Raw genomic sequence first — 16,457 nt, 5'->3', positions numbered from 1 at the left:
ATCATTTTTTGAAAATTAAATAATTTCTTTCATCTGTCAATTTTGACAGATGTTGCGATCGGATATTAATTGATACCAATAAATATTGTATACAGTATTTACACTTGTAGTATTTACACTTAAAATTACTAAGACAATAAAAATACTTACAATAAGATGAAAACCCTGATTACTTAAATGAATTTTCTGAGTAATATTACTTAAGTGGAACTATTAGATAAAGATTCGGCAAAGTCAGGTTTTAAGTAGTTGTCTAGACTGTAAATTGGAAACAAGCAGTCTGTAGGACAGTTTTAAAATGCTGAGTTCAGGAGAAGCTTGCATATAGTAAGTAACTAAACAAAGGTTCTCTGAAATACAAGCGGATGCTACGGCTCTGTTTTCTTAATATATATTGCGACAGGTGTTAAAAAGTTTGGTAACACGGTAATAAATAATTAAAGTGGAAACTTTTAATATTTATCTGGACGTAATTGCTGACTCAAAAAGAACCCATACGTGGGATACTCAGTTTTAACCGATTTTATGCTAGTGGTGTGAAGGTCATGGAGATGAACATGAATATTTTTTATTTAATACTCAAGAAAAAACGGCGTATATTATTTTTCTTAGCTGATGCTAGTTGGTATCGCGGACTTGCAGAATTAAAGTCATTTCAATTAACAGAAATTTAGACGAAATATTTTTAACAAGAAAGTTACATGTTGTATCTAGGAGCTAATTTCCAGCTGCAATTGTATGTAAACCAGGTAGTACTGTTAGTTCCTTATTGGCGAAGCATATATTTCTCTGCTGTTAACAATTCCTGCAAGGGCAACGGTTAAGAATTATTTTCCCTAATAAAAGGCGTGCATTTACTGAGATAAACTCGACTCAAAGTTGTAAGAAATATTTTTCATGCATACAGTTGTGTGGAAATGTTTGTTGTACTATTTTTAGTTGAAAATAGGGATAAAACTCATAGATTCATCTCGAAATCCCTAACTAGATGATGAATTGAATACAGGAATTTATAGATACATCCACTTGGTTTTAATCTTGACAAGCTGTTAATAATATGCTCTGATTGCAAAAAAATATACATTTTGCATAGCAGGAGAAATTAAAATAAAAATTCCTCGATACTACCTATAACTTAGTGGAGATTAGTGATACTATACTTTGCTACTAGTTAAGAATTTGACAATTAGAAACAAATAGGTTTTGTAGTTAAAACCTATACGTTAGAAAACTTTTGCTATTTATTGCATTGATGCCTTCCAATGACATTTTTAATTTCATGGCTAAGGCGTAAAAGCCTGTTATTAACGATTGGTTCCTTGAGTGTTATTACTTACGGAATTATACCGACTGTTGCCCAAACAGTGATAGAGAATACCGCAAGTGGCGGTGCTGATAACTTGCCCGACGAAAGAGTTGATTCTAACCAAGTCACTGTTAGCTCAACTCCGGCAGATTTACGTTTAACAAAAACAGGCGATCGCGCGGCTGCGGAACCTGGAGACACTGTTATATATCGGTTATTAATTGAAAATGTTGGTCAGTCGCCAGCAACGAATGTAAGTATTACCGATCGGCTGCCATTAGGCTTGCGATTAGTTTCTGATTCGTTGAGAGGTTCAATCGGTGATACGGCAGTCGATATTAGCACTCCAAATATCAATGCTTCTAATCGGGGAACAAGTTTTACTGCAAGTTCGACTGCTACTCTGCAACCAGGGCAAAGCATGGTTGTTAACTATGCGGTTGAAGTGACTCCAGATTCTATACGTGGAAGCGGGAGAAACTTGGCTCAAGCACAAGCTGGAGGTTTGCTGAGTAACCAATCTAGTCACAGATTGCGGATTCGTCAAGGAATATTGTCTGACTGCGGTACTTTAATTGGAAGGGTGTTTGTCGATAAAAACTTTGACGGCGAACAGCAACCAAATGAACCTGGAGTGCCGAATGCAGTAATTTATATGGACGATGGTAACCGCATTGTTACCGATGCCAATGGTTTGTATTCTTTAGCAAATGTGATCTCTGGATATCGCTCTGCGGCACTAGATTTAACTAGTTTACCAGGCTACGCCCTGGCTCCGAATAAATACTTTATTGAGACAAATAGCCCGTCACGTTTGGTGAAATTAGCGCCTGGAAGTATGGTGCGGGTGAATTTTGGCGTTACACCTGCGTTTTCGGAGGGTAAGAATGAATAAAAAACAATCTCGCTTGCAATTTAGTAATGGTGATAACCATACTATGTTATCTGCACTGCTGAAAATAGGTGGTGCAGGTATTTCCGTAGCTATAGCAGTTTTAGGATCTTCTACAATTTGCTCTTCTCCAGCTTTAGCTGCGGATTCAGATGAAAAGGTTCAATTGTCTATAGGCTCTAGATTGAAAGAGTCTTTGAATACAGCAAAAGAGGTTAAAGGTCAAGATGTTAAATCCTCTTCAACCTTAAAGTATTCTGAAGCTTCACAATCTGAGAGGATAGCGAAAAAGCTTAAAAAACAAGACTCCGAAGTCTTTTCAACCTCTAAATCTAAGACTGCTTTGCCTGTTGGTACGGGAAAAAAAATCCCAGGTGAATATATTGAACCAGATTTAATCTCAGAGCCTTCTAACATTTCGCCATCTCTAGAGGAGTCGGTGAAGTTAGCGGAAATAGGAGATGACCCAGTTGCTCCTATCTCTCCAGGAAGCTCTGGTTCTGGCTCTATGTTTGACCAAGGAGGGTCTTTGTTTGAGCGGCAGCAGCAACCGCAACCCCAAATACAGCAGCAACAGCAACCGCAACCGCAAAACCAGAACCAGAACCAAGATCAACAAACTCAAGCAGAACCCCTTAATCCGCTTCAAGAAGATTCGACTCCTGCAAGAAGACGAAATCGCAGTGAAGTCCAACTGGAGATTACTCCTATAGGGGACCCCGTAGTGCAGGCTGATGGCCGTTCGACGATTCAGATACGAGGGCAGATCATCAACAAAGAAGGGGAAGTAATTCCTCGGGATGTAGAGGTAACTCTGACAAGTAGTGCGGGTAAATTTATCGGTTCCGACCAAAATAAAGATGCTCCAGGATTCCAAGCACGGGCAATTAATGGAGAATTTATTGCTACTTTGCAGTCAGGTTTAAAAGCTCAACCCGTTCGTATTAGAGCGGCTGTTCATAAAATCAAAAAGCCTGCATCTACCTTAAGACAGAGAGAGAGGGCAATTGATGGAGAAGAGATATTAGAGAGCGGTAGAGACACAAGACTATTTAATAACGAACTAGTGTCTCAACCTATAGAAGCATATACACAAGTAGAATTCACCACCTACTTGCGTCCTTCATTAGTTACGGGTATTATCAATCTCCGTGTTGGTGCTAGAGGTACAAACTTCTGGGGTAGTCGGAGAGAATTCCTCGATCCAGATGCGGATGATGGAACCGAAGTAGATTTAGATTCTCAGATATTTGCGACGGGTAAAGTTGGTGAGTGGCTGTTTACCGGTGCGTTTAACAGCGAACGACCAATTAACCAGGATTGTGAAGGTAGAAACAGGTTGTTTGGTGGGATTCAGTTTTGCGAACAAAACTATCCTGTATATGGTGATAGTTCTACGGTGACTCCGACGACACCTTCGATAGATAGTTTTTACGCTCGTTTTGAGCGCAGTTCTAAAATTCCTGGTGGAGACCCCGATTATGCGATGTGGGGGGATTACAGAACCGAGGAATTTTCTCGACCTTCGCAGCTATATGGTGGAACTTCGAGGGCACTGCACGGTTTTAAAGGTAATTACAGTTTAGGTCCTTTGCAGATAACTGGTTTATATGCCAATAACGTGGAGGGTTTCCAACGAGATACTTTCACTCCTCAAGGTATCAGCGGTAATTACTTTTTATCGCGACGGTTGTTGGTTCCTGGAAGTGAAAGCGTTTATCTAGAAGCTGAAGAAATCAACCGTCCGGGTACTATTGTCAAGCGACAGCAACTATATCGCGGTCGAGATTATGACATCGATTACGACCGAGGCACAATTAGGCTCTTGAGTCCAATATTGGCAACAGAACTTAATGCTTTTGGAGCAACTCTGCAAAGACAAGTTGTGGTTACCTATCAGCCTGAAGATGATGAAGACGGCGATATCTATGGTGGACGGGTACAGTTTAATATTTCGCAGAATTACAATAGTAAATCTTTTATCGCCGGTTCTTATTTAAGAGAAGACCAGGGAGATAGAGATTTTGAACTGTATGGAGCGGATTTTCTGCTATCATTCGGTCGTTTTGGTAGGATTCTTGGTGAATATGCCAGGTCCGAAAGCGATACCGGCAGTGGCGACGAACTAACTGGAAATGCTTACCGTATCGAAGCTATTGGTAATTTAAACGACCGCATAAATTTAAATGCTTACTACCGTTCAGTCGAGGAGAATTTTAACAACAATGCTACATTCAGTTTTTCTCCCGGACAAACTCGTTACGGTGCTGGTTTACTCGCTAAGTTAACTAACACCACAACTTTAGGCGTATCCTACGATGTGGAAGAAAACTTTGGTCGAGCTAGTACGGGTTTAGTTAATTTCTTCGATTTATTCGATCCACAGCCCCAAGCGCGTCCTGGGGAAGCGTTAGATAACGAATTGAAGACTTTCCGAGCGGGTATTTTACAAAAGTTGGGCTTTGCCGATGCCAGCGTTGAATATGTCAATCGTTCGCGGGAAGATAGTGTAAATAATGAATTGAACGGCGATGCGGAACAAATTGTGTCGCGGTTGAAAGTTCCTTTGACTCAATCTTTGACTTTCCAAGCTCAGAATGAAGCTAACATTGATGGTTCCGATCCCCTGTATCCCAACAGAACTACTTTAGGGTTGGATTGGCAGGCGTTTGAAGGTGTTACTTTTAGACTGGCGCATCAATGGTACGACGATACGAGCTTGTTAGAAGGGAATTCCCTGACTACTTTAGATACTTTAGTTGATTACAACTTAGCCAAAGACACTACCTTTAACGGACGCTATTCGGTATTATCTGGCTTCAACGGCTTGCAGGGACAAGGTGCTTTAGGAGTTAATCACGGAATGCCCATCGCGCCGGGATTGCGCTTGAGTTTGGGTTATCAATACGTATTCAGAAATATCTTTAACTCCACCGCAGCAGGAGACAGAATACCGCAATATTACGCTGTAGGACAAGATGCCGCCTCTTTGGGATTATTTGCCGGTTCGGTGTACAGCGTCGGCTTAGATTATACCGACAATCCAGATTTTAAAGCTAGCGGTCGCTTTGAATTCCGCGATGGTGACGAAGGTGAAACCACATTTATTTCCGTCGGTGCGGCAGGTAAAATAACTCCTGCATTAACAGCATTGGCACGCTTCCAGCAAGCAGGTGAAGCCAACGTGTTTTTACCTTCCTCGGTAAATAACTTTGGTGCTGCTGAAGGGGTGAGATTTGAAGAATTGGGAGACACCGCTAATTTAAAAATTGGTTTAGCTTATCGCGATCCAACCAACGATAAATTTAACGGTTTACTTAAATACGAATGGCGACAAAACTTTGACTCCATACCTGAAAACCAGTTTACGGGAAGTTCTACAGCTACAGGACACGTATTTTCAGCAGAAGCAATTTACGCACCTTCTTGGAGATGGGAGTTTTTCGGTAAATACGCGCTGCGTAATGGTGTAACTTATTTTGACGGCGATCGCTACGACGGAACGGTGAATTTAGCACAAGCGCGAGCTTCTTATAAATTAGGCTACCGTACCGATTTAGCCGTAGAAGGGCGCTGGATTGGTCAAAATTCCAATAATAATGCGGATTTCGACGAATTTGGAATCGCGGTAGAAGGCGGATATTACCTGACTCCAGATTTGCGTTTGGGAGTGGGTTATGCCTTTGGTAGCGTTGATGACCGCGACTTTACCGGATATCGCTCGGAAGGTGGATTGTATCTGAATGTCAGCTTGAAGCTTAACGAATTGTTTGGCGGATTTGGCTTGCAGAAACCAGTGCCAAAGCAGGAACAGGAATCGGAGGTTTCACCTTTGGTAAGAGACGGTTCTCAAACACAGTCTAAGAAACCTCAAACCAAATTAAGCGAACGTTTGAAGAAAAATCAATCCCAGGAGTTGGTTAATCGCTTAAAGAAACAGGGAACTGAGCAATTACCAACAAGTAATACTCAATCGAGAATTCCTCAAAATAAAGCTTCCCGAACCAAGCTGATAAATAACCTGAAAAACTAGCTGTTGAAATATTTGTCAAATGTGGTGTTATAGGAGCGAGCAATGCCCAAAAAAAGGTCAAAAAGTAATACGGTTAGAGGAATGCGGTTAAAGGTAATTTTTTTGCTTTTACCTATGGTTCGTTCGCTTTTACCTAATAAAAAAATATTTTGCGTAATCCCAACTTCCATATTCTTCTTTCCTTCTGCTGTATTCGCACAAAACCCTACAACTACTACTCCTTTAGCGCCTGCGGTTAGAGCAGTAGTAAATAGTAATGCAGATGGTGCGGTAACGGCTGATAGTCAATTAACTTTGCGAGAAGCGATTCAAGTTGTTAACGGAACTTTAACTCCGGAACAACTCAGTAGTGCCGAACAAGCTCAAATTGCTCCTGCAACTGCTGGTGGAAGCAGTATTGAGTTTAATTTACCCAGCGGTGCGACAACTATCGAACTGCAAACGGTGTTACCCGATTTAGCTACGCCGGGGTTAACGGTTGACGGAACTACCCAACCAGGATACGACCCCAATACCTCGGCAACTGCGGAAATTGCCATCCCCATTCCCTTGGTGACAATTAAACCGGCAACCGGAACAGAAGTATTTCGCGGTTTAACGGTGGTTGCGGATAATATCACTATTCGCGGTTTGAATATGTACGGTTTCAACGCCGAACCCATCAAGCAACAGTTGGGAAGCGGGTTGATTTACGACGGTAAACCAGAACCAGCAACACTGACAACTCCACCAGGGGATATTGTAATTGCTCACCGCAACCCGCCTCCGGATATCAGTCAACAAAAACCACCCGCAAGTAGTTTTCCGTTTCGGGAACGAGACGTTCCTCCCAAAAACGTAGTCATTGAAAATAACTGGCTGGGTATAACTCAAGATGAAAGGGTACCCGACCAACTTTCAGCTTTTGGTGTTTACGCTTTTAACAGCCAAGGAGCGACTATTCGTAAAAATCGGATTTCTTACCACGCAGGTAGTGCAATTATTACTTCAGTACGAGCCGAAAATACTCAGGTTGTGCAAAACATCATTGTGGGTAACGGTATCGACGGAATGCCCGATGCTTTGCGATTTGAAGGAGTAGTTGATAATTCGCAGATTTTGGGGAATTTAATCTGTGCAAACGACGGCGCGGGGGTGTATTTATTCAAACCTCAAGGCAAGATATTAGTACAGAATAATAAAATTACCTATAACGGCAGAAGATTAAGAAGGGCTGCTGTTTTCGTCATGGGCAGCGAGCATCAGGTACTCGGTAACGAAATTGACCATCAAGCCGGACCCGGAGTAGTAGTTACGGCATTTCCTCATAACGATGTCGGTAGAAGAGGTGTAGCGAAAAAGAACGAGATTCGCAACAATAAATTTGCCGCATTAGAAGGATTGAGTATTGACCTCAACAGCCAGAGAAACCTGGGAGTAATTGACTTTCAGCGCGGAGATGGGCCAAACCCCAAACGGAACTCTGGCAATCGGCGTAAAGATACGGGGAATGCTGCAATCAACGCTCCGCGATTTAGCGAAAAAGCGTTTGCACCCAATGGCAGCAGCGCCATTATTACAGGTAGAGCTGATAAAGGCAGCGAAGTTGCAATTTATCGGCTTTCTGACTATCAGCGAGGATTAGAAGCTATATACCAACCTGGATACGGTGCTTTAACAGAACCACTGACCATAGTTAATGTCGGCGAAGACGGCGAATTTACCGCTCAAGTGGAAAACGTACAGCCAGGGGACATGATCAGCGCGATCGCAACTGACCCAGAGTACGGAACCTCAGAACCGGCAGTAGCTACAAAGATTGGTACGATTGATACTCCACCGAATGTCAACGTTACGCCCCCGATTGAACCGATTAATCCTCCTGAGTGCGTTTCTAAACCGACACCACCACCGGAAATAGAACCACCACCACCACTTACACCGGACGAAACACCACCAGATCCAGTCAAGATCGAAGTCCCACGCAACATTCACTTTGCTTTAGATAAATCTTTCATTAGTGACGAAAGTGCCCAAATACTAGACAAAGTTGCAGAAGTTCTCAAACAATATCCTTTCATTGTTATAGAACTGCAAGGTCATACAGACCCTAGAGCTAGTAATGCTTATAACCAAGCACTGGGTAAACGAAGAGCATTGTCTACAAGAAATTATCTGTTGCGGAAGGGAATTGCACCAGAAAGAATGACCATACGCTCCTTTGGTGAAACCCAACGTAAGGTTCCCGGAGGTACGGACGTTGTAGATTACGCACGCGATCGACGTACTGAAATTATCTTTAAGGATATTAGGGGTATAGACATCGAAATCATTGACCAGGAGCAAGATTTACAAATCGAAGGAAGGTAAGAGTTAGTTGTTAGTTGATGGTTGATGATCCACACCCTCTGGGTGAAAGTTGATAGTTGTTGAGAAAAATACTAACCCTTCGGGTACTCTGCGTGAACGCTTACAGTAGTCGCACTCTGCGAGAAAGCCTCCGGCTTACATGGGGAAACCCCCGCTCTGCGCGCTACTTCACCACTTGCCACTAACTACTAACTACTAACCACTAACAACTAACTAAATATTTTTCGTTGTTTAGGAAGCAAAAAATGAAAGCTTTATTTAAGCATTTATCGTCAATTACTCAAGGGGAACCGGGTTCGGTGGCAAATAATACTAGGCTATCATCAAGAAATATCTCCAGTCCCTTTCTGTCTACGACTTTATTAGCGGTTTTGTTAGGCGTACCCCAAATACCAATAATGAGTAGTGGGAAGGCCATAGCGCAAAACGCAGCAAGTTGTCCTGCGGGTACCACACCAGAAACAATACAGTTCAACGCTAGCGATAGCCTGCAAGATTTAACACAAATCTATAGTATCGGCGGAATACGTACTGTCTTATCTTTCATTGAAGAAGTACCCAATCGAGTTATTGATAGAACCGAATCAAGAATTGATGGTGGTGTTTATGGTGGGCTTCAAGGACCAAATCTACGTTTAAATATTGGTCCTGGTAAACCACCAGAAACGGGTAATCTAGCACCAGGATCTGCAACTCTTACTATTACTTTTGCTCAACCAGTTACCTTAGCATCCCCTTTAACTTTGTTGGATGTTGACCAAGAAGGCGAGCGAGATAGCGGTAGATTTTTCCGAGATATAGCTACCGTTACTGCGGCTAATAATAATTCCAACGTTGCTGTTAATCTGCAAGCGCTTGGTTCGTTCACCCAAGTTTCTGGTAATACAGCTTCTGGTACAACAGAGAACTCATTGCCCGATCAAGGTCAAGGTAACGTTTCTGTAACACCCCAAGGTGCTGTTGACCAAATCAACATTACTTATACACCAGATACTTCTCAACAAAGAGGACAAGACCAAACTATCGGTTTAGCACCATTCACTATTTGTGCGCCGGGGGATGCAGGTACCATTGGTGATACGGTTTATCAAGATCTCAATGGCGACGGTACGCAAAATCCTGGCGAAGCAGGGATTCCTGGAATTAATTTAACTTTAATAAATCCCGGTCCTGACGGTCAATTTGGCACTCCCGACGACACTACAGAAACCACTACAACTGATAATAACGGAAGATACAATTTCCCCGTACCTGCTGGTAATTACCGAGTTACTGTTGATAATCCCCCCCAAGGTTTCAGTCCAACTCAAACACCACCACAAACTATTGTTGTAGCAGCAGGTCAAAATTTTGATACTGCTGATTTTGGTTTTCTACCGCAGCAAATAGGTAGTATTGGCGATACAGTTTATCGGGATAACAATAACAACAACGTCCAAGACGAAGGCGATACTGGAATTCCTGGAGTACAGGTAACTTTAACCAGCCCAGGTGCCGACGGACAATTAGGTACTCCTGACGATACAAATCAAACCACAACTACCAACGAACAAGGTATTTACACCTTTCCCAACTTACCTGCTGGGAATTATCAAGTAACCTCAGCAACACCCGATGCTTTGAATCCAACTCAAACCCAACCCAATCCTGTAGAATTACAGCCTGGTCAAAATATTGACACAGTTGACTTTGGTTTCGCACCAACTCCAGGTGGTACGGTTGGAGATACAGTTTACCGAGATGAAAACGGTGACGGAACTCAAAACGAAGGCGAACCGGGACTTCCTGGCGTTGAAGTTACCTTAGTTAATCCAGGTCCCGACGGTCAATTTGGTACCCCAGACGACACAACGCAAACCACAACTACCGATGAAAACGGTACTTATGGTTTTCCCAACGTACCCCCAGGTGACTATCAAGTTGTTGTTAATAATCCTCCCGACGGATTAACCCCAACTCAAACCCCACCGCAAACTGTTACCGTACAACCTGGTCAAAATTTTGAAGATGCTGATTTCGGTTTCTCACCGCAGCAAACTGGTAGTATTGGCGATACAGTTTATCGGGATAATAACAACAACAACGTCCAAGACGAAGGCGATACTGGAATTCCTGGAGTACAGGTAACTTTAACCAGCCCAGGTGCCGACGGACAATTAGGTACTCCTGACGATACAAATCAAACCACAACTACCAACGAACAAGGTATTTACACCTTTCCCAACTTACCTGCTGGGAATTATCAAGTAACCTCAGCAACACCCGATGGTTTGAATCCAACTCAAACCCAACCCAATCCTGTAGAATTACAGCCTGGTCAAAATATCGATACAGTTGACTTTGGTTTCTCACCTCCTCAAGGCGGTACGGTTGGAGACACAGTTTACCGAGATGAGAACGGTGACGGAACCCAAAACGAAGGCGAACCGGGAATCCCTGGCGTTGAAGTTACCTTAGTTAATCCAGGTCCCGACGGTCAATTTGGTACCCCAGACGACACAACGCAAACCACAACTACCGATGAAAACGGTACTTATGGTTTTCCCAACGTACCCCCAGGTGACTATCAAGTTGTTGTTAATAATCCTCCCGATGGTTTAACACCAACTCAAACCCCACCGCAAACTGTTACCGTACAACCAGGTGAAGATTTTGAAGATGCTGATTTCGGTTTCGCACCGCAGCAAATAGGTAGTATTGGCGATACAGTTTATCGGGATAATAACAATAACAACGTCCAAGATGAAGGCGATACCGGAATTGGTGGAGTACAGGTAACTTTAACCAGTCCAGGTGCCGACGGACAATTAGGTACTCCTGACGATACGACTCAAACCACCACTACCAACGACCAAGGTATTTACACCTTCCCCAACTTACCTGCGGGAAATTATCAAGTAACCTCAGCAACACCCGATGGTTTGAATCCAACTCAAACCCAACCCAACCCTGTAGAATTACAACCGGGTCAAAATATCGATACAGTTGACTTTGGTTTCGCACCAACTCCAGGTGGTACGGTTGGAGATACAGTTTACCGAGATGAAAACGGTGACGGAACCCAAAACGAAGGCGAACCGGGACTTCCTGGCGTTGAAGTTACCTTAGTTAATCCAGGTCCCGACGGTCAATTTGGTACCCCAGACGACACAACTCAAACTACAACTACCGATGAAAACGGTACTTATGGTTTTCCCAACGTACCCCCAGGTGACTATCAAGTTGTTGTTAATAATCCTCCCGACGGTTTAACCCCAACTCAAACCCCACCGCAAACTGTTACCGTACAACCAGGTGAAGATTTTGAAGATGCTGATTTCGGTTTCTCACCGCAGCAAATAGGTAGTATCGGAGACACAGTTTATACAGATGGGAATAGCAACAATCAACAAGATGAAGGGGAAGAAGGTATTCCTGGAGCTACAGTTACCTTAACTCTTCCAGGCCCCGACGAACAATTAGGTACTGGTGACGATACGACTCAAACCACCACTACCAACGAACAAGGTATTTACACCTTCCCCAATCTTCCTGCGGGTAATTACAGAGTTACCGCAACTAGTCCTAGAGAAGGAGATAACCCCACTCAAACCCAACCTGATGCTGTGGAATTACAACCAGGTCAAAACTTAGATACAGTTGACTTTGGTTTTGTACCGGGACCATTAGGACAGGGACAAGGAACTATTGGGGATACGGTTTACAACGATACCAACCGTAACAACCAGCAAGATGAAGGTGAAACCGGTATTCCTGGAGCGACAGTTACTTTAACTAATCCCGGTGAAGATGGTGAATTTGGTACTCCTGACGATACCACACAAACCACAACCACCAATGAAAACGGTAATTACAGTTTCCCCAATTTACCTGCGGGCAACTATCGAGTTACTACCACTACCCCAGATGGTTTAACTCCGACTCAAACCCCAGATGAAACAGTTGCTTTAGCACAAAATCAAAATTTAGATACTGTTGATTTCGGTTTCGCGCCACAAGAAGACGGAACAGGTTCTATCGGAGACACAGTTTATAACGATACCAACAGTAATAACCAACAAGATGAAGGTGAAACTGGTATTCCTGGGGTTACGGTGACGTTAACAACTCCGGGTGAAGACGGTCAGTTCGGTAACGAGGACGACACTACTCAAACCACAACTACCAACGAACAAGGTATTTACGGTTTCACTAACTTACCTCCAGCAAACTACAGAGTTACTACTGAAACCCCCAACGGGTTAAATCCGACTCAAACCCAACCGGATGTAATTAACCTGCAAGGCGGTCAAAATATTGATACGATTGACTTCGGTTTTGCAGGACAAGATCAAGGAACGGGTTCTATCGGGGATACGGTTTACAACGACACCAATCGTAATAGTCAGCAAGATGAAGGTGAGACTGGTATTCCTGGAGTCACAGTTACCTTAACCAGTCCCGGCGAAGATGGTCAATTGGGTACCCCAGACGATACAACCACTACCACAACCACCAACGAACAAGGTAATTACAACTTCCCCAACTTACCTGCTGGTAACTACAGAGTGACAATTACCAATCCCGATGGTTTGACTCCAACTCAAACCCCACCCGAAACCATTGAGTTAGAAGAAAATGAAAACGATGACACCGTTGACTTTGGTTTAGCACCTGCACAAGGAACGGGTTCTATTGGGGATACGGTTTACAACGACACCAATCGTAATAGTCAGCAAGATGAAGGTGAGACTGGTATTCCTGGAGTCACAGTTACCTTAACCAGTCCCGGTGAAGATGGTCAATTGGGTACCCCAGACGATACAACCACTACCACAACCACCAACGAGCAAGGTAATTACAACTTCCCCAACTTACCTGCTGGTAACTACAGAGTGACAATTACCAATCCCGATGGTTTGACTCCAACTCAAACCCCACCCGAAACCATTGAGTTAGAAGAAAATGAAAACGATGACACCGTTGACTTTGGTTTAGCACCTGCACAAGGAACGGGTTCTATCGGGGATACGGTTTACAACGATACCAACCGTAACAACCAGCAAGATGAAGGTGAAACAGGTGTTCCTGGAGTCATCGTTACTCTAACTACTCCCGGCGAAGATGGTCAATTGGGTAACGAAGACGATACAACTCAAACCACAACCACCGACGAACAAGGAAATTACAACTTCCCCAACGTACCTGCTGGTAATTACAGGGTGACAATTACCAATCCCGATGGTTTAAGTCCAACTCAAACCCCACCCGAAACCGTAACAGTAGGAGACAACCAAAACATAGACACAGCTGACTTTGGTTTAGCACCAGGACAACAGCAAGGTACTGGTTCTCTTGGTGACACCGTTTATAACGATTTGAACAATAACGGTCAACAAGATGAAGGTGAACCTGGAATAGCTGGTGTAGTTGTGAATTATGCAGGAACAGGGCCAGACGGCGTGTTTGGTGAAAGTCTAACGGATGACGATACCAGTGGTAGAACTAGTACCGATGCTAACGGTAGATATACCTTCCCCAACTTACCTGCGGGAACATATCGAGTTACTATCAACGACCAATCACAGCAACCAATTCGAGAATTTAGTCAAACCCAAACTCCAAATAATCCAATTACCTTGAATGAAGGGGATAACATAGATACCGCTGATTTCGGTTTCACACAACCAACCGGTACAATCGGCGATACCGTTTATCAAGATAACAATAGCGACGGTACTCAAAACGAAGGTGAACCTGGAATCCCTGGTGTGGAAGTTACGTTAACTCGTCCAGGTGAAGACGGACAGTTGGGAACTCCAGACGATACTACCGACACTACCACTACCAATGACCAAGGTAATTATAGTTTCCCCAACGTTCCTACTGGTAACTACAGAGTCACGGTTAATAATTCTCCCGATGGTTTAAACCCAACTCAAACACCACCAAGTAATATTCCTTTACAACCAGGTCAAAACTTTAATGATGCTGACTTTGGTTTCTCACCACAACAAGTAGGAACCATCGGAGATTTAGTATTCTTCGATAATGACGGAGATAGCACTCCCGATAATGACGAAAGCGGAATCCCCGGACTAACTTTGGTACTTCGAGACGCTAATGGTAATGTAGTTGCAACTACCAATACTGATGAAGACGGTGCTTACAGCTTTGTTGCACCTCCGGGTACCTACACCGTTACTGTGAGCAATCCTCCTCAAGGTTTAAATCCCACCTTGACGCAAGACAACCCAGTTAACTTACAAGCCGGTCAGAATATTGATACAGTTGACTTTGGCTTCCAGCCACCATCAACTGGTTCAATTGGCGATACCGTGTTTGCAGATGAAAATGGTAACGGCGTTCAAGAACCAGGAGAGCCGGGAGTTAGCGGTGTTGTAGTCCGATTAGTTCGTCCCGGACAAGATGGCGTATTCGGTACTGGCGACGACCAAGTTGAAGAACAACGTACCGATAATACTGACACCGTTGCTTTCAACGAAAATACCCCTGGTCAATACACCTTTGACAATCTTCCACCAGGAGATTATCAAGTACAAATGGTGCTGCCTGACGGTAGTATTTTGACAACGGGTGCCAATCCAATTTCAGTAGATTTACAGCCAGGACAAAACTTAGATAGTGCTGATTTCGGTATTAGGATGACCGGATTCGGAGGCGAGAATCCTGGTTCAATCGGCGATGAAGTCTTTAATGACACGGACGGTGATGGTGTAAGAGATGAAGGAGAACCCGGAGTTCCTAACGTTACCGTAACTTTAACTCAGCCCGGACCCGACAACCAATTAGGTACTGCCGACGATACCACTCAAGAAACTACTACCAACGACCAAGGTAATTATACTTTTGGCGATTTACCACCAGGACCTTACAGAATTACGGTGACTCCTCCTTTAAATCTATCGGAGGTAACTAATCCTGGCGGTTCGCAAATCGAAAGGAATTTACAACCGGGACAAGATTTAACTAACGCTGACTTTGGCTTACGCGGGCCGAGTGGTGGCTCTATCGGCGATACCGTATTTAACGATACGGATGGTGACGGAGTACAAGACTTTACCGATAGCAATAACAACGGTGTTAAAGAACCAAACGAAGAAGGTGAAGCAGGAATCCCCGGAGTTCAGTTAACCTTAAGAAATGCTAACGGCGATATATTTGCCACCACAACCACCAACGAAAACGGTAACTATATCTTTAACGGTTTACCTTTAGCTAACTATACCGTTGAAGCAGCCAGACCTAATGACTTTAGTCCAACCACCGAAACCACATTATCGGCTCAGTTAACCGAAGCAACTCCAAATAGAAACGAGATAGACTTTGGTTTCCGTCCCGGTCTTTTGGGAGCATCCGGGCCAACAAATTTACGTTTAGTTAAACGGATTACCAACGTATTGAGAGGAAATCAACCCATCAGCGGTGTTAACTTTAACCAGTTTGAAGATGATGCTAACGATGAAAATGATAATGTTCTCAACTCTTCTCCACAATCTTCACCTGTAGGTATTACTCGCTTAGAAACACCAGTACAAAGTGGTGATGAAATAGAATACACGATTTACTTCTTAAGCGAAGGTGGGGAAGCCCTGCAAAACGTCAGGGTTTGTGACGTAGTTCCTAACGGCACAGCTTTTGTAAACGGTAGTATTACCGTAAATGGCGGTGGTAATGGTGCAGATAATGGTAACTTCCTAACGCCTTTATCTCCAGTACCGGCAGAATTCCAAAATATTTGTCTTAACGGTACCCCCGCAAATGGTGCGGTACTTACCAACCTCGGTACCTTACCGGCAGGCGGACAATTCGGATTTGTTCGCTTCCGCGTCAGAGTTAATTAATTTCATTCAAAAATAAGTCTTCCTTAACAACAT

At 43.5% G+C, this 16,457-nt stretch carries 4 protein-coding genes; all 4 read left to right on the top strand.

What is annotated here, in order from left to right:
- The first annotated feature begins 1,262 nt into the window (after positions 1–1,262).
- Positions 1,263–2,201 (top strand): DUF11 domain-containing protein, encoded by a 939-nt coding sequence (locus RIV7116_RS22570; protein ID WP_015120638.1) that lies wholly within the window; start codon positions 1,263–1,265, stop codon positions 2,199–2,201.
- Positions 2,194–6,231, top strand: coding sequence for a hypothetical protein (locus RIV7116_RS22565; RefSeq protein WP_015120637.1), 4,038 nt, complete (start codon positions 2,194–2,196; stop codon positions 6,229–6,231). The genes RIV7116_RS22570 and RIV7116_RS22565 overlap by 8 nt, the downstream gene beginning before the upstream one ends.
- 81 nt (positions 6,232–6,312) lie before the next feature.
- The gene (locus tag RIV7116_RS22560) at positions 6,313–8,580 is read left to right on the top strand and encodes an OmpA family protein (protein WP_371261662.1); all 2,268 of its coding nucleotides are present in this window, start codon (positions 6,313–6,315) and stop codon (positions 8,578–8,580) included.
- A gap of 245 nt (positions 8,581–8,825) precedes the next feature.
- Positions 8,826–16,424: an SdrD B-like domain-containing protein gene (locus tag RIV7116_RS35975; protein ID WP_015120635.1), complete on the top strand. Its 7,599-nt coding sequence runs from the start codon at positions 8,826–8,828 to the stop codon at positions 16,422–16,424.
- Positions 16,425–16,457: the final 33 nt, after the last annotated feature.

Origin of the sequence: Rivularia sp. PCC 7116, assembly GCF_000316665.1 — a bacterium.
GTDB lineage: Bacteria > Cyanobacteriota > Cyanobacteriia > Cyanobacteriales > Nostocaceae > Rivularia.
Note: the sequence above shows the minus strand (reverse complement) of the source record. Positions and strands in the feature narration are given on the sequence as shown.

Coding starts and splice junctions, on each gene's coding strand:
- RIV7116_RS22570 (WP_015120638.1), top strand. CDS start 1,263: ATGACATTTTTAATTTCATGGCTAAGGCGTAAAAGCCTGTTATTAACG.
- RIV7116_RS22565 (WP_015120637.1), top strand. CDS start 2,194: ATGAATAAAAAACAATCTCGCTTGCAATTTAGTAATGGTGATAACCAT.
- RIV7116_RS22560 (WP_371261662.1), top strand. CDS start 6,313: ATGCGGTTAAAGGTAATTTTTTTGCTTTTACCTATGGTTCGTTCGCTT.
- RIV7116_RS35975 (WP_015120635.1), top strand. CDS start 8,826: ATGAAAGCTTTATTTAAGCATTTATCGTCAATTACTCAAGGGGAACCG.